The sequence below is a fragment of the Sphaerospermopsis reniformis genome (assembly GCF_005402885.1).
GTDB classification, from domain to species: Bacteria; Cyanobacteriota; Cyanobacteriia; order Cyanobacteriales; family Nostocaceae; genus Sphaerospermopsis; species Sphaerospermopsis kisseleviana.
This window is the reverse complement of sequence record NZ_BJCE01000051.1, coordinates 1-16,134: the sequence shown is the minus strand read 5'-3', so window position 1 is coordinate 16,134 and position 16,134 is coordinate 1. Positions and strand designations below refer to the sequence as shown.

18 protein-coding genes and 3 pseudogenes are annotated in these 16,134 nt (G+C 35.2%); 8 read left to right on the top strand and 13 right to left on the bottom strand.

Features of this window, described 5'->3' with window-relative positions; genetic code table 11:
- Positions 1-160: 160 nt before the first annotated feature.
- From FFR48_RS09765 to FFR48_RS09730, 9 genes are all read right to left on the bottom strand, one after another.
- On the bottom strand, positions 161-349 hold the full coding sequence (locus FFR48_RS09765) for a hypothetical protein (RefSeq protein WP_137667225.1): 189 nt from the start codon (positions 347-349) through the stop codon (positions 161-163).
- 221 nt (positions 350-570) lie between these two features.
- A complete protein-coding gene (locus FFR48_RS09760) occupies positions 571-762 on the bottom strand; it encodes a hypothetical protein (protein ID WP_137667224.1) in 192 nt (63 codons plus the stop codon).
- A 171-nt stretch (positions 763-933) separates the two neighbouring features.
- Positions 934-1,533 (bottom strand): hypothetical protein, encoded by a 600-nt coding sequence (locus tag FFR48_RS09755; RefSeq protein WP_137667223.1) that lies wholly within the window; start codon positions 1,531-1,533, stop codon positions 934-936.
- A 218-nt stretch (positions 1,534-1,751) separates the two neighbouring features.
- Positions 1,752-2,234, bottom strand: coding sequence for a hypothetical protein (locus FFR48_RS09750; RefSeq protein WP_137667222.1), 483 nt, complete (start codon positions 2,232-2,234; stop codon positions 1,752-1,754).
- Between the two features lie 121 nt (positions 2,235-2,355).
- Positions 2,356-2,862 (bottom strand): hypothetical protein, encoded by a 507-nt coding sequence (locus FFR48_RS09745; RefSeq protein WP_137667221.1) that lies wholly within the window; start codon positions 2,860-2,862, stop codon positions 2,356-2,358.
- Positions 2,863-2,914: 52 nt separating this feature from the next.
- Positions 2,915-3,520, bottom strand: a complete 606-nt coding sequence (locus tag FFR48_RS09740) for a PsbP-related protein (RefSeq protein ID WP_137667220.1) — start codon at positions 3,518-3,520, stop codon at positions 2,915-2,917.
- The gene (locus FFR48_RS30050) at positions 3,514-3,645 is read right to left on the bottom strand and encodes a hypothetical protein (protein WP_268932422.1); all 132 of its coding nucleotides are present in this window, start codon (positions 3,643-3,645) and stop codon (positions 3,514-3,516) included. The genes FFR48_RS09740 and FFR48_RS30050 overlap by 7 nt, the downstream gene beginning before the upstream one ends.
- 482 nt (positions 3,646-4,127) lie before the next feature.
- Entirely contained in the window at positions 4,128-4,646 is a 519-nt protein-coding gene (locus FFR48_RS09735) for a hypothetical protein (RefSeq protein WP_137667219.1), read from the bottom strand.
- A gap of 132 nt (positions 4,647-4,778) precedes the next feature.
- A complete protein-coding gene (locus FFR48_RS09730) occupies positions 4,779-5,306 on the bottom strand; it encodes a hypothetical protein (RefSeq protein ID WP_137667218.1) in 528 nt (175 codons plus the stop codon).
- 724 nt (positions 5,307-6,030) lie between these two features.
- Between FFR48_RS09730 and FFR48_RS09725 the strand changes: the two are divergent.
- Together FFR48_RS09725 and FFR48_RS29375 are read left to right on the top strand one after the other, a co-directional pair.
- A pseudogene (locus FFR48_RS09725) lies at positions 6,031-6,496 on the top strand (IS1634 family transposase); the annotation flags it as partial.
- Positions 6,497-6,623: 127 nt separating this feature from the next.
- Positions 6,624-6,830, top strand: a pseudogene (locus FFR48_RS29375) (IS1634 family transposase); the annotation flags it as partial.
- A 382-nt stretch (positions 6,831-7,212) separates the two neighbouring features.
- Here FFR48_RS29375 and FFR48_RS09720 read toward each other — a convergent pair.
- On the bottom strand, positions 7,213-7,908 hold the full coding sequence (locus FFR48_RS09720) for a potassium channel family protein (RefSeq protein ID WP_096572248.1): 696 nt from the start codon (positions 7,906-7,908) through the stop codon (positions 7,213-7,215).
- 105 nt (positions 7,909-8,013) lie between these two features.
- A complete protein-coding gene (locus tag FFR48_RS09715; protein ID WP_096572249.1) occupies positions 8,014-9,348 on the bottom strand; it encodes a TrkH family potassium uptake protein in 1,335 nt (444 codons plus the stop codon).
- A 114-nt stretch (positions 9,349-9,462) separates the two neighbouring features.
- Here FFR48_RS09715 and FFR48_RS09710 point away from each other — a divergent pair, with 114 nt between their 5' ends.
- Positions 9,463-10,305, top strand: coding sequence for a methyltransferase domain-containing protein (locus FFR48_RS09710; protein WP_096572250.1), 843 nt, complete (start codon positions 9,463-9,465; stop codon positions 10,303-10,305).
- Here FFR48_RS09710 and FFR48_RS09705 read toward each other — a convergent pair.
- Positions 10,257-10,448: a hypothetical protein gene (locus tag FFR48_RS09705; protein WP_162501870.1), complete on the bottom strand. Its 192-nt coding sequence runs from the start codon at positions 10,446-10,448 to the stop codon at positions 10,257-10,259. The genes FFR48_RS09710 and FFR48_RS09705 overlap by 49 nt on opposite strands.
- A gap of 23 nt (positions 10,449-10,471) precedes the next feature.
- Between FFR48_RS09705 and FFR48_RS09700 the strand changes: the two genes are divergently transcribed.
- The 5 genes and pseudogenes from FFR48_RS09700 to coaE all read left to right on the top strand — a co-directional run bounded on the left by FFR48_RS09700 (position 10,472) and on the right by coaE (position 14,402).
- Positions 10,472-11,413: a homogentisate phytyltransferase gene (locus FFR48_RS09700; RefSeq protein WP_137667217.1), complete on the top strand. Its 942-nt coding sequence runs from the start codon at positions 10,472-10,474 to the stop codon at positions 11,411-11,413.
- 31 nt (positions 11,414-11,444) lie between these two features.
- Entirely contained in the window at positions 11,445-11,906 is a 462-nt protein-coding gene (locus FFR48_RS09695) for a tetratricopeptide repeat protein (RefSeq protein ID WP_096572252.1), read from the top strand.
- Between the two features lie 76 nt (positions 11,907-11,982).
- Positions 11,983-12,696 carry a uroporphyrinogen-III C-methyltransferase gene (gene cobA / locus FFR48_RS30380; protein ID WP_096572253.1) on the top strand — a complete coding sequence of 238 codons (714 nt, stop codon included), beginning with the start codon at positions 11,983-11,985 and terminating at the stop codon, positions 12,694-12,696.
- Positions 12,697-12,736: 40 nt separating this feature from the next.
- Positions 12,737-13,597: a uroporphyrinogen-III synthase gene (locus FFR48_RS30375; protein WP_307722515.1), complete on the top strand. Its 861-nt coding sequence runs from the start codon at positions 12,737-12,739 to the stop codon at positions 13,595-13,597.
- 217 nt (positions 13,598-13,814) lie between these two features.
- Positions 13,815-14,402: pseudogene (gene coaE, locus FFR48_RS09680) on the top strand (dephospho-CoA kinase).
- Between the two features lie 153 nt (positions 14,403-14,555).
- On the opposite strand, the gene FFR48_RS09675 reads toward coaE, so the two are convergent.
- The gene (locus tag FFR48_RS09675; protein ID WP_137667216.1) at positions 14,556-15,950 is read right to left on the bottom strand and encodes a TldD/PmbA family protein; all 1,395 of its coding nucleotides are present in this window, start codon (positions 15,948-15,950) and stop codon (positions 14,556-14,558) included.
- Between the last annotated feature and the right edge of the window lie 184 nt (positions 15,951-16,134).

The following is a 16,134-nucleotide window of genomic DNA, read 5'->3' as shown; positions in this document are numbered from 1 at the left end:
CATGAATAATTTCATTTGATCTAACTTCAAATAAATAATAAGAGTAATTGAAAAAAAGGTGATGTTTTTTTAATTGACTTACTCATGATTTAATAACTTATGTTGGTAATTAAAAACAAATAAATTTCGATGTTAATGTTACTAAAATCTGCTTTGCTAGTCACCAGCAGAATGTTTGTCCCCACTTTAGGGATGTATCTTCGTCTACTATTACAATGTCGAATAGTTTAACTTTCTTATCTCGCATTAATCCAAAAGCGATACCACAAGTTGGATGTAATGTACTGCTAAAAGTAACTGCACCAATTGAACTACATTTAGATATGATATCTTGGCTAATATTCTTCATGAATTGTTCTGAGTTTTCAACCTTTTTGATACCAGTTTCAACAATACGACCTTTACGTTTTGGACCAGTGAGATAAAAGATATATTCAATAGGTCGTTCTTTTGGGAAATCGGAATAAACCTGGTTAAGATTCTTTGTAAGCTGTTGTGCATTTAATTTGTATAAGTGGAACAGGCATCTTGCCTGTTAAACAAGAGTTCAGAATATTAGGATTATACAATTTAGCTGTGTAACAGCTTAAAAGTATCCTCTATTAACACATTAGGAATTTTTCTTAAACGACTTTTAGCATTAGCAACTGCCTTTTTACAATCTACATTTGAACCTTGAGCTTTTACCGTTGTTGGTAAGGTGGTGATATTGACTAAGGTAAATAATAAAATTGCTGTTACTCTACTAATATTTCTGATCATAATTTCCAATTCCTTTGAAATAAATGTTTAATGAGTGATAAGGTAGATTGCTGAACTAGATGTAGATATTTAATACTGTCCATAATCTATATACGAACCAGATTTACTCCGTGTTGCAAAAAGATGAAAAAAATTTCAAGCTTGTGACAACTTCCTTCAGATTCCCAGTTTTTATTCCTTGAAAGAACCCATAACTGTGACTAGAGCATCTCTATCACCTGGATAGGGATCTTTATAGAGAACAATACTAACCAAATGATTTTTCTTTGTTAAGTATAAATAAATGTTGTACAAAGCTCCCTCATCCCCTGTTTCATACTTCCGATATGTCCGCTTATTTACTGTTATATTACCTTTGTATACTTTGGGTCCTGAGATCACATCGCAATAACAAACAGTAGTTAGGAATTTATGTGTCTCCGCTAATGCTTTACGACCATTTCTTATAATGGAGATATGAAATTCAGCGCAGCCAAATAAAGTTGTTCCTTGACCATAAAAACATTCATCTCGTATACGTCCGCGTTGTCGCTGCTTATAATAATTTTCTTTCAATATTTCTAAAATAACTCCCCCTCTGCTGCTATCTTTAACAACACGCGCCCAAGTTGGTACATCAAAAGAGTAGCCAAATTCATTGACTACAATCTTTCGGGTTTTACTAGCTTGAGCAATCTTTGAATCCTGTGCTTTTACCGTTGTTGGTAAGGTGGTGATATTGACTAAGGAAAATAATAAAATTGCTGTTACTCTACTAATATTTCTGATCATAATTTCCAATTCCTTGATTTTGTAATAGAGATTATTTACTAATTAATTAGTTAGTGGAATTATTTACATTGTATACGTCCTGACAACATTGCAAGTTTAGCTAACACTATAGCAATCCTATCCCAATCGTGAGAAAATATGTAGTTAAAAATCCTTATAAAATAAGGATTTGAGTCCTGTTGAACTCTCACGGATCAATTAGAATTGCTATATATTTGCTATTTTTTTACTCTATTAAAAATGACAATGTTACGGAATTCAGTGTTATCAGTGTTAGCATAATTGGAAGTGGAACGAATGTCAAGAACAGCTATTTCTTTAACCTCTGGTGGGATTTCATTAAATGTTAACATTAATTTTGTAGGAATCCCTTCCAATAGTTGTTTATCTACCCAATCAGCATTTTCCGTATTACCTATTTTCACGGATGCAGCATTATACTCATTTCCAAAGCTATCAAATATTCTACTGGTAGGATAGTTGCCTGATCTACCATACACTCTAATATCAAACTTTTTTTTGCTAGTTAGTAAAAGATGGCACTTGATAATCTTTCCTGAGCGATCGCAACTTTTGAGTGAAACAGTAAAATTTTCTTTTTCTACATTTGAATCCTGTGCTTTTACCGTTGTTGGTAAGGTGGTGATATTGACTAAAGCAAATAATAAAATTGCTGTTACACTCCTGAGACTTCTGAGCATAATTTCCCATTCCTTTGAAATAAATGTTTAATGAGTGATAAGGTAGATTGCTAAACTAGATGTTGTCCATAATCTATATACGAACCAGATTTACTCCGTGTTGCAAAAAAGTGAAAAAATTTCAGGTTTTGGTTAAATAAAAATAGAGTCCAGCCATCAATGGAAAGCTGACAATACCACAGTAAAAGCTGAAACGATGTGGAGGACGTAAATAGCTAATACTTTCCAGCATATAACCCGGAATTTCAGTTATGGGGGCTTCCATTGACATACCCGTATGACTACCAATAAATAATTTCAGTGGTAGTACAAGAATTAGCTTAAAGATAAAGCGAACAATAGATGTTATGGCTGTCGTCAGAGTATAGCCTATACCATCGCTGGGAGTGAGTTCAAATTGGCTATTATAGTTAGTGTAATTATCACCAACTCCTATCCCTCCTAGTACTAGTCTGGACATAACAGAAGTAATGGCAAAAACGATATAAGCAATCATGGGAATGATGAGTATTACTACGCCTACACATATCATCAAAATCAGATAACTGAAAATCCAGATGATATATGCTAACCAGCCAAACCAAGATATGAAACCTAGAATAATGTTTTTAAGCTGAGAAATTTTCATAAATTGAATCCCCCATTTTAACAGATATTGTTGGTAATGAGTATTTTGATTATCAATTCAATGATTTAAAAGATGAGTGCATTCTTTCAATCAATGGTAAGAGATGAGAATTATTTTTTGTGTAGAAAGTTATCATGCAAGCTGTTTTGTTTCGTTTGTAAGGCAGCAAAGTCATTAATGTTTCTCCTTCACTATCTGTAAGCCATAATCTGACAGCATTTTTACCGTCAATTCTTACATTCGCTCTTTTAATTATTCTGTAGCCTTCTTCTATAAAAGAAGAAGGTTCTCTACTTAAAACAGATTGAAAATTTTCTTCAATAATTTGCACATCTGTTTTAATCAAATAATCAGGAATACCAAAATCACCACCTGTTTCTGGCATTCTGCGGTTAGTGATGTGTGCTAAATACTTCCATTCTCTTCTAACAAACCAGTTTTGTGGATAAGCAATAGAATAAGTCCGCTTTTCTACAAAAGTTTTAAATTTAGTATTTGCACTGGCAGAAATTAAAAGTTTACTTTCTGTTTTTATAATTTCTCCACCTTGTGCGTGGGCTGGCGGCTGTTGGAAGTGTGGTATGAAGACAATGAAATTAAATGCTGTTAGAGTGGCAACAGCTAAGAAAAAGCGAGAACTCTTGATTTTAATTAACATTTTTCGGTTTGATTTGATGAATTAGCTGCTAAAACACGACTATAATTAAATATTGTTCCAGGTAAAGTTATACTGCTAATAACTAAAAAACCTATAAAGAAATAAGCAATAAACTTTTTAGTCATTTTTTTCTGAAAAAATTTGATACTGAAAATAGAATGTAATTTACTCATTTTTTGATTTCTCCTATCACAAATATCAATAATCAATATTTTGTGATTTTTGTGCATTAACAGTGGTTGGTAAGCTGATGATATTAACTAGGGCAAATAATAAAATTGCTGTTCCACTCCTGAGACCTCTGATCATAATTTCCCATTCCTTTGAAATAAATGTTTAATGAGTGATAAAGTAGATTGCTGAACTAGATGTTGTCCATAATCTATATACGAACCAGATTTACTCCGTGTTGCAAAAAGTTGAAAAATTCCTCTACTAAATCTTGAAAAACAAAATAGAAAGGGGCGATGTAGTGCGGGCATCTTGCCCGCTAATCTTCTATGGAATGTGCTGTAAATATTTATCAGGAAGAAATAAGCCCCAAACCGTTGCAGGATAAGAAAAATAGACCAAATACCAAAAAACGCTGGTAATCCAAGAGAATTATCTAAAATTGTCCTTGCAGCATTCTACCTTTGATTTTACGGACATAATTACCTTTAGTATTTATACATTCCTGCATTCTCTTATTTTGCGCTGGAGTAGTACGAGAATCAGAGTTATTTCCTGCTAATAATCCCCAACCACTAGAAACATTATCACTGAATGCAGCTAAAACAGTAGAATATTTGCTTAAAAATTCATACTCTGGTAATTCTCTAACATTCATTACCTGGATTTCCTGATTATTCCCATCAATGTAAAGTTTACCTCCTCGATTTGATACGCTACTAATCATAATTTCTTCTCGTCCACGATAGTTATTAGGTGGTCCATCAACTATTTTGATGCAAATTTTTCCATTACGATTTAAAATCTCTCTCCTAGAGTTATTAAACATAGTTCCTGGGGTATAATAAGCACCTGAAGGAAGTTTAGATTCTGGTTTGGGTAATGCAAATGCTAAGGGTGATATTGATGTAATTAATGCAGTTGTGATTGTGAAATTGATAAACAAGTTTTTCATTTTTTTCTCCAATAATTTTTGTGAGGTATTATCTGTTATCTAAATGCAAACTGTTTGTCCCCAAACTGTTTTGATTTTTGTTCCTGTATCAAAACATTAGGTATTAAGAATTTGCCGACTTTCCCAGATTTATTACAAATCCAAATCAACTTTACATCTTCTAGCAAATTCCAAGGAATTTCGAGAAAGTTGCTTGATAGCTTTTTCCCTCTTACTGTTTAACCAAGCTTTGAGAATAAATGAAATAGCCATCAACGGACCAATGATAAAAAAAGCATAAATCCAAAGAGCTGCTACCGTTAACATGATCCCAAGAACAAATGCAATTCCAATTAATCCAAATCCTGCTAAACCTCCAAACATGGATGAGATAAAATCCATTACATTTGTAACAAACCAAACAACACCATCTGAAATTAAAATAACCCCTTTCAGTATTTTATTGACTTGCCGTGCATAATCATCAGCCAATTTACTCACTTCTGCTTTATCTGCTTGTAAAGCATCAATATCCGCCATGTACGTGAACAGCTTGTGAAATTCACCATCATCTTTGATAGCAATGATAGTAAATTCATTTTCATTCTGCATTAACATCTTCAGTATTATGGGAATACCCAACACTTCTGATGTTTCAGTATATTGCATTACATTTGACATTTTGACTCCAAAACTTTGTAAGTAAATCTTCTGAGGTTTCTAGCCAGCACAGGAGTTACCAAAATAGGCTTACTTTATATACGCTCACTGTTTGTCCTGTGTTGCAAATAGTGAGGAAATTTTTTTTAAATACCTCTAATCTTTGATTCATCTGGGTTTTAGGTTTATTTAGTATCTCCTAAGTAGAACTAAGTAAAGCCAAATAAAGCGATCGCACCACATTATTTCACTAACAACTAACAGCAAGTTATTTATTTCAGTCAAATTTAGCAAATATGGGCTTATATTAAATTCATAGATTGTTTAAGTTTATGATTTTTATACAAAAAACATTAACTTCAATAAATTGAACTAAGCTGTGATGCAGCTAAATTGTATAATCATAAATTTCTGAACTCTTGTGGCACAAGCATCTTGCCTGTATCATTTATACAAATTAAATGCACAACAGCTTAGGAGCGAACTGCTTGCAGCAGCGCTTCGCTATCGCTCTTTGATCCCACATTCCGCACTTCAAATTGTAGTACATATACAAGTATTATAAGCAGCATAAAGACTTAAATATAAATACGCAATTAAGACAGTAAAAATATAGACGTTAATTTACATTTGACTACTAAAGAGAAATTCATAGGGCATTGATAATAAATTCAGGAAAAAAATGAGAGAATAAGACTGAATTAAATAAAAATGCCAAGAAATATGAATTACCAAAAAGAAGAAATGGAGCGAAAGTAATTTAAAATTAATGTCAAACATGAAATGGATAAGTCGAGTACCATTATCCATTAAAAAAGCCAAGATAAGAGTAAAAGCCTTTATAAATAAAGACCTGAAAGCCTGTAAAATAAAGGGTTATGGTTCGACTGCGCTCACCAACCATAGCTATCTCGAAGAGAAAGTATCTTATGGAGGAATAGAGCAAAGATGGTTATTAGTAGAAAGTGCAGAAAGAAAAAAAGCAGACTTAAATAAACTAGACAAAAAAATCCAAGAAGAGTTATTAAAAGCTAACAAACAAATAGCGAAATTAGAACAGGAAGAATTTACAGATAAATCTTTGACCGAATTAAAAGTCAAAGAAATAACAACCAAATTAAAATATCATCAAATATCAGACCCTCGAATTACTGAAACCAATAAAGGAAAAACAACAGTTTATAGAGTGAAATGTAAATTAAGAGAAACAGGACTTACGCAAAAGGGAACGAAAGTAGGGGTAATTCATGAATTACCCCTACGCAAGAATAAGGTTTTTAGTCATATCTTGCGTAAGTCCTAAGAAAATCAGGAGTTAATTACACAACAGCAAAACTCTTGTGGCAGGCACAAAAATCCACAGTTAAAAATCAATTGAATAAACCCACAGAATCTCCCACATTAAGATGGATATTTCAATGTTTTCAAGGGATTCATCTTTTAATGATACAAGGATTTCAACGAATTCTTAATTTAACGGAGTCGCATTGTCATATCTTGCAATTCCTACCTGCTACTTGCCAAAAATATTATTTATTATCTTAGTTGTTCTCTCTGGTTTGACGATTTCATTGGTTATCTTTTTGATAACTGATTGCACACCTTGAATTAAATATTATTGTTGAAACAGCTTGTAAACACAAATAAAAGCTCAACTTTGTGTGTTCATAATTTTGTTTTCCACTGATACGTAATTGTTCAAACCATAAGTTTTAATTGACCGTCAATGTAGTTTAATTATGCTACTTTATGAAGTGCGGAATGTGGGTTATTACTTTATTGACCCATTTATTTCCCAAACTTCACCCTAGCGTTCACGAAGTGCAGCGTAGCTATCGCTCTTCCCCATAACTAGCAACTTTGGTTAATAGCTGATTAAAAAACATAAAATTGATTACCCAGTCCCCAGTTACCAGTCCCCAGTCACCTAAATTGGTAAACGATTAATATCTTTATTGCAACCAATTACCACCATAGCTGAACCACGTTCTAAACGCTTAGTGGGATCAGGATTAATCTTAAATTTACCATCCTGACTTACTGCTAACAAATTTAAACCATAACGGTTTCTCAGTTGAATTTCTGCAACAGTTTTACCGTGAAATTCATCAGGGACAATTACTTCAACAATGCTATGATCTGGATCGAGGTCAAAGCGATCTAAAATAGATGGTCTAGTGAGAGTTCTTGCTAAAGCACAACCAGCTTCATATTCTGGGAAAACTACATGATCTGCTCCCACTCGTTTTAATAGCTTGCGGTGAACTTCACTAGAAGCTTTTGCAACTACATGAGGTACACCAGCTTCTTTAACATTAAGAGTGGTGATAATACTTTCTTGAATGTAATTACCAATAGCCACAATTACTGTATCAAATTCAAAAATACCAGCTTCTTTGAGTGCAGCAGGTTCAGTAGAGTCTAGTTGCACGGCATGACCGACTATTTGATCATTTAAAGCTTCAGCAACTCGCTTTTCATCCACATCAGTAGCCAAAACTTGATAACCTAAACTGTGCAGTGTTGCACAAACAGAACGACCAAAACGACCTAACCCAATTACAGCAAATTGCTGATTATCGTGCCGTAAACTGCGAAAAAATTTTAATGATGAAAGATTCATAATTTTGTAAGTTGTCAGTGGTCAGGGAATAGGGAATAAAATTTGAGATTAGAGTTAGTTATTTAAATACAATCCAAAATCCAAAATCTAAAATCCAAAATTGAATTACCCAACAAGTAAATTTTCTTCAGGATAGTGAACTCTACTCAGACGAGGATCACCTAATATAGCTGACATTAATAATAAAACACCGACTCTACCAATGTACATAGTGACAATTAAAATTATTTTTGCTCCAGTGGAAACACCTGCTGTTATTCCTGTGGATAAACCCACTGTACCAAATGCTGATACCACCTCAAAAAGAATTTGAATAAACTCTAATTTCGGATCTGTAATACTAATTAAAATCGTTGCGCCAATCACTGTAGCTAGAGAACCAAAAACTACACCTACAGCTTTTAAAATCAGTGATATTGCTATCTTACGCTCATAAAGTAAAACTTCCTCTTTCCCTTGGAGGATTGCCCTTGTACAACTAGTGAGAACTCTTAAAGTTGTGGTTTTTATACCTCCTCCTGTACCACCAGGACTGGCACCAATAAACATTAAAGCAATGGTAATAAATAACCCGGCATCAGTCATTTTACCAATATCAACAGTGTTAAATCCAGCGGTTCTAGGGGTAACAGATTGAAACCAAGCTAATAATAATTGCTCAGGAAAACTAAAATTACCAAAGGTTTCAGGATTTCTCATTTCTATGAACAAAAAAGCAATTGTTCCCACAACTAAAAGCAGTAGAGTCGTACTAGTTGCTACTTTAAAGTCAAGAGAGAATACTATGGCATGAGGTTTCTTTAAGCATCTATCACGAAACCAAAAATACATATCTAAAATAACCTGATAACCAATGCCTCCAAAAATAATTAAGCCTGTAACAGTGAAAACTACTAAGATAGAGGTTTGATAGCCTATTAAATTGTCTTTGAATAGGCTAAAACCTGCATTATTAAAAGAATTGATACTGTGAAATATTGATAACCAAAGTCCTTGATCCCAACCAAAATCTTTAACAAAAGCTGGCAATAACAAAAATATTCCCGTAATTTCAAAAATCAGAGTTGTAGCAATGATAGAGCGGATAATTTGGGTACTACCACTCATTCCTGGGCGGTCTAAAGCTTGTTGAATCGCTAATTTTTGCCTCAGATCAAATCTTTTGCCAATTAATAAAATCAAAAAGGTGGTAGTTGTCATGTATCCTAAACCACCAATTTGTACTAGCATGACAATAAACAATTGACCCCAAAAGGAAAAACCAGTACCAGTATCAACTACAGCTAAACCTGTAACACAAACTGCGGAGGTTGAGGTGAATAGTGCTACAATGGGGTCATTCCAGGTACCATTGCTAGTGGAAAAAGGCATCATTAATAGGATAGTTCCTGCCAGGATAACAGTCAGAAATCCTAAGCAGATTGTACGAGCAACAGTCATAAGTAATTCCAAATTTTCCTATAAAAGCAAAATTGCCTTATCTAATTAAAAACATAAATGGTAGCCTAAAAATATATTTTTTTTACTTAGGCTTGATCTTCATCTAGTTGATTCATGAGTACAACACTTTATAAGCAAATTCAAGACTTTTATGATGCTTCCTCTGGACTATGGGAACAAATTTGGGGAGAACATATGCACCACGGCTATTATGGTGCAGATGGTAAGCAGCAAAAAGACCGTCGTCAGGCACAAATTGATTTAATCGAAGAACTGCTGAACTGGTCAGGTGTTAAGGATGCAGAGAATATCCTCGATGTGGGTTGTGGGATTGGTGGCAGTTCTTTATACTTAGCGCAAAAGTTTAATGCTAAGTCCACAGGAATCACACTTAGCCCTGTACAAGCCGCTAGAGCCAAGGAAAGAGCCTTGGAGGCTAATTTGGGTTCTAGGAGTAATTTCCTGGTTGCCAATGCCCAAGAAATGCCTTTTGCTGATGCTTCTTTTGACCTGGTGTGGTCTTTAGAAAGTGGCGAACATATGCCAAATAAAACCAAGTTTCTGCAAGAGTGTTATCGGGTGTTAAAGCCTGGTGGTACTTTGATTATGGTGACATGGTGTCATCGTCCTACGGATGTTTCACCTTTGACTGCTGATGAACAAAAGCATTTACAGGACATTTATCGGGTTTATTGTTTACCCTATGTAATTTCCTTGCCAGAGTATGAGGCGATCGCTCATCAATTACCATTAAACAACGTTCGCACCGCTGATTGGTCCACTGCTGTTGCACCTTTTTGGAATTTTGTGATTGATTCTGCTTTTACTCCTCAAGCATTTTTTGGGTTACTTTTTTCGGGTTGGAGTACAATTCAAGGGGCGCTTTCTTTGGGGTTGATGAGTCGGGGTTATGAACGGGGTTTGATTCGGTTTGGGTTGTTGTGTGGGAAGAGGTGACTGGTGATTGGTGACTGGTGATTGGTGATTGGTGACTGGTGATTGGTGACTGGTGATTGGTGACTGGTGATTGGTGACTGGTGATTGGTGACTGGGAAAAACCTTTTTCTCCCCTGTTCCCTATGCCCTGCGGTAAAATCCAAAATCTAAAATCTAAAATCGAGTAATGAATCAATTTTTTCAACAAAATTCACCTATTTTTCCAGGAAGTCGGCTTTATGCTTTTTGGAAGTTTTCCCGTCCACATACTATTATTGGCACAAGTTTAAGTGTTTTCGGTTTATATTTACTGACCCTTGGTGTCACTTCTACAAGTTTTTCTGTAGTTCATTTAGGGCAGATTTTCGGAACTTGGTTAGCTTGTATTGCTGGTAATATCTATATTGTTGGTTTGAATCAATTACAAGATGTAGATATTGACAAAATTAATAAACCTCATTTACCTTTAGCTTCAGGAGAATTTTCTAGAGAACAAGGAACTTTAATAGTTGTTATTACTGGTATTTTAGCTTTGGTTGTAGCTTGGCTAAATGGACCATATTTGTTGGGAATGGTGGGGATAAGTTTATTAATTGGTACTGCTTATTCTTTACCACCTATTCGTTTAAAACAGTTTCCTTTTTGGGCAGCTTTGTGTATTTTTTCCGTGCGGGGAACTATTGTTAATTTAGGACTGTTTTTACATTTTAGTTGGTTATTCCAAAGAAGCCAAGGTATACCCAGTGCGGTGTGGGTTTTGACAGCGTTTATCTTGGTGTTTACATTTGCGATCGCCATCTTTAAAGATATTCCCGATCTAGAAGGAGACAAACTTTATAATATTACCACTTTTACTATACAATTAGGACAAAGAAAAGTATTTAAACTCGCCCTTTGGGTATTAACAGTTTGTTATCTAGGGATGATGTTTGTGGGTATATTCAGATTAGCTGAAGTGAATCCTATATTTCTCTTTATTAGTCATCTTATACCCTTAGTTTTAATCTGGAGAAAAAGTCAAAAAGTGGACTTGCAAAACAAAAGCGAAATTGCTCAATTTTATCAGTTTATCTGGAAACTGTTTTTTATAGAATATCTCATTTTTCCTATTGCTGCTATTTTAGCTTAGTTAGACCAGGGATTTACAGGGATTTACAATGATGTTAGAAAATTCACAACTGAGTAATATAATTGCAATTTCTTCAGTCACTGTTAGTATCAGCTTTCTGATTTATTTTGCCGTTAAAACATTAATAACCTCAAATTTATTTCAAAAAGGAGTTAATCTTTTTCAAGCAAAAGACTATGCAGGTGCAGAAGCAGCTTTTCGGCAAGTAATAGCAATAAATTCTACTAATGATGTAGTGAGGTTGTTATTAGGTGATTTGTTAAACCATCAAGGAAAAATTGAAGAAGCTAAGGAAGTATTTAATGATGTAATTACTCGCAGTCCCAAAAATCCTGATGCTTATTTAAGGTTAGCAAATATTCAATTATTGCAAGACGAAAAAGCAGAAGCACTCCAAAATTTACAAACATCAAAAGCACTATTTCAGAAACAACGTCAACCGCAAAAAGCAGCAACTATCGAGAAAATTCTCAAAGAGATAGGTAATAGGTGACAAGTGACAGGTGACAGGTGACAGGTGACAGGTGACAGGTGACAGTAAATAATTAATTACCAATTACCAATTACCAATGACCAAAAAAAAAGTTTACATCGTTGGTGCAGGCCCTGGAGACGTGGCATATTTAACAGTGAAAGCTTTTCGTCTCTTGGCATCTGCTGAGGTTTTAATTTATGATGCTTTAGTAGATAAGGAATTATTAGAATGTGTACCACCAAATTGTTTAAAATTAGATGTGGGTAAACGCGGAGGTAAACCTAGCACTCCCCAAGGAGAAATTAACAGTTTATTGGTGAAGTATTGCCGGGAAGGTCAACAAGTTGTTAGACTGAAATCAGGTGATCCGTTTATTTTTGGACGTTGTATTTCAGAAATAGAAGCGTTAAAATCTGCGGGTTGTGAGTATGAAGTCATACCAGGAATTTCTTCAGCTTTAGCAGCACCTTTATTAGCAGGAATACCCCTCACAGATACCGTACTCAGTCGCTGTTTTGCAGTGTTAACAGCACACGAACCAGAGGTTTTAGACTGGGAAGCATTATCAAGATTAGAAACTTTAGTAATTTTGATGGGGGGAAAAAATCTGGCGGAGATTGTCCATCAACTGCTAAGATATGGAAAGTCGCAATCCACACCCATTGCTATCATCCGTTGGGCAGGAACTCCCAGTCAAGAAGTCTGGACAGGTGAACTAGGTAATATTTTGACAAAAACTACGGGTTTATATTTATCCCCATCTGTAATTGTTATTGGTGAAGTTGTAGGATTACGGAAGTTCCTGTAATATGAAAAAATATAGAATATTATAAATTGCTAAACATAAATTGCTAAACTGCTCCTCTTACAACTATAAAATCGTGCATAGTAATATACCTATCTCCCCATCCCCCCATCCTCCTACTTTTCCCCTCGCAGGGAAAACCATTCTCGTTACCCGTTCTGTGGGACAGTCTAGCCAATTTAGCGATCGCCTGACTGCCGAAGGTGCTACAGTTATTGAACTACCAGCTTTAGAAATTGGACCTCCTACCAGTTGGAAAGCTTTAGATGAGGCAATATCTCAGTTATCAACTTTCAACTGGTTAATTTTCACCTCCACTAACGGTGTAGATTACTTTTTTGAGAGACTTCAAGCTAAAGCTAAAGATAAAAGCGCCTTAGCTAAGGTAAAAATTGCTGTTGTGGGTCAAAAAACCGCCCAAAGTCTGGCAAAACACGATATTCAACCAGATTTTATTCCTCCTCACTTTATCGCTGACTCTTTAGTTATTAACTTTCCTGAAAATTTAGCAGGTAAAAAGATTTTATTTCCCAGAGTGGAAAGCGGAGGAAGACAAGTTTTAGTCCAAGAATTAACTTCTCAGGGTGCAGAAGTCAGAGAAGTTCCCGCTTATGAATCTTTCTGTCCTCAAACTATTCCCCCAGCAGCAGAAAAAGCTTTGCAAAACCACTCTTTAGATGTAATTACCTTTGCTAGTTCCAAAACTGTACAATTTTTCTGTCTATTAACAACAACGAAATTTCCAGAAGGAATTACACATTATCTAGACAAAACTTGCATAGCTTCCATCGGTCCCCAAACAACTAAAACTTGTTTTGATTTATTTGGTAGAGTTGATATAGAAGCAGAAGAATACACTGCTGAAGGTTTACTCAAAGCAATTATTCAATGGGCGCATAAGTGATTGGTGACTGGTGATTGGTGATTGGTGATTGGGTAAATATAATAAATTAATAACTAACTAATGACTAACATCTAATAACTAACATCTAATGACTAATAAGCTGTTGTGCATTTAATTTGTATAAGTGGAACAGGCATCTTGCCTGTTAAACAAGAGTTCAGAACATTAGGGTTATACAATTTAGCTGTGTAACAGCTTATCTAATGACTAATATCTAATGACTAAAAGACTAATTGGTTTAACAGGTGGTATAGCTACAGGTAAAAGTACAGTGGCTAATTATTTAGCTACTGCTTATAATTTACCGATTTTAGATGCAGATGTTTATGCTAGAGATGCTGTATCTGTACGTTCTCCCATACTCTCACAAATTGCCCAACGTTATGGTAAATCAGAAATTTTATTAGCAGATGGTAACTTAAATCGTGCTAAATTGGGAGAAATTATTTTTCATCAACCAGAAGAACGTATTTAAGTAGAAAATGTTATTCATCCCTATGTGAGAAATTGGTTTTTAAAAACTATTAATGAATCATCTGCAACTACTTTAGTATTAGTTATTCCCCTATTATTTGAAGCAGGTTTAGAAAATTTAGTTGGTGAAATTTGGGTTGTTTCTTGTTCAGAAGCACAGCAAAAACAAAGATTAATTCAAAGGAATAATTTAACAAATGAACAAGCAGCAGCAAGAATTCATAGTCAATTACCATTATCAGAAAAAATTGCCCGTGCGGATTTTGTTTTAGATAATTCTTCTACTTTAGAATCGCTTTTACAACAGATAGATAAAGTGATGAAAATATAATATCATGAATATGATTCAATAATGGACAATTACCTCTCTTTGAAAGTCAGAGTCTTGAAAAAGCGGGATTTTTGGCTTTTCTCCCCTGGAAAGGGGAGATTTTAAACATGGAATTAAACAATTATCAATTGTCAATTGTCAATTATCAATTAGTTAACTTTCTCCCCCTACCACTACATCCCGAATACGCAAAGAAGGACCACCACAACCCACAGGTAAACCGTTTTGTCCACCTTTACCACATCCACCGGATTCATCCCAGTAAAAATCATCACCTATAGCTTCAATATCTGCTAGGGTTTGAAAAACATTACCGGATAGTGTAACATCTTTTACAGGTTCAGCTATTTTGCCATTTCTAATCATCCACGCTTCACCCGCTCTAAAGGTGAACATTTCCCCGTTTGTCATCCCACCTAACCAGTTACGTGCATATACTCCTTCTTTGATATCTGTGAATAAATCTGCTACTGGGGTTTTACCTCTTTCTATCCAGGTATTTGTCATCCTTACAATGGGTGAGTAGTGATAATCTAAACAACGAGAGTTACCTGTGGGTGCTTCGCCTAGTTTACCCGCAGTTTCACGAGAATGTAAACGTCCCACTAAAACCCCATCTTTGATTAATTGCGTAGTTGTCGCAGGTGTACCTTCATCATCGTAAAAATAACTACCTCTGTGACCTTGGGGTGCAGCACCATCAAAAATTTGCAGTTCTTCTGAACCAAAACGCCTTCCCAGAGTCATCACCTCCAATAAATCAGGGTTTTCATAGGCCATGTCTGCTTCGGAAAGATGTCCAAAAGCTTCATGAACAAATAAACCTGTAAGTATGGGGTCAATGACGACGGTATAAGTGTTACCTTTAACTGATGGTAAGGATAAAGCTGTTACTGCTCTTTCTGCTGCGCTTTTAACTTGAGTATCTAAATTGACTAAATCTTCAAAAGCTTTCCGTGATCCTGTGGTTTCTCTCCCTGTTTGTACGGTGTCGCCGTTTCTTGCTGTAGCTGCAAAGCGCATTTCCATATCTACCCAAGATTGCTCTATTAATGTTCCTTCTGAGGTAGCAATAATTACTCTTTGGCAACTATCAGCATAACGGACTGAGGTAGTGGTAATGCGAGAATCAACGCTTTTTAATAATTCGGTGTAGCGATCGCACAATTCTTTTTTTTGTTTGAGGGAAACGGTACGGGGATCAATGCCTGTGAGGTGTAAATTACATACTGTTTGGATGGGATCAATGGGTGCGAGGATGGTTTCTTCATCTCCCACTATCCTAGCAGCAGCGATCGCTTCTTCTATTCTTTGTTCGATAGTTGCTAACTGGTTGAAACTACTTAAACCCCAGCCACCTTTATGACAAGCGCGAACATGGCCACCGATAGAAATACCTTCACTGAGGGTTTCTACTTTATCACCACGCAATAAAATATCTGTTCCTTCAGCTTCTTCTAAACGAATCATGAGATAATCGACACGGGAGGAATAGCGAGCGATTAAATCAGAGAGTAAATTTTGGATGTCAGCAAGGAGTTTAGGCATTTTGGTTAGGGATGATTAAGAACTTTAGTTATTTTCCAACTATTTATGTTTATTTTCTATATAGCAATCCTAAATGAGTTATGAACAGGGAACATAATGAAGCAGTTTGGGAAAATCAAATGTTTGGTGATTCGTAAAAAATTTAAACAACCACTTGATAATGGAAAAAGACTTGCAGAGATGC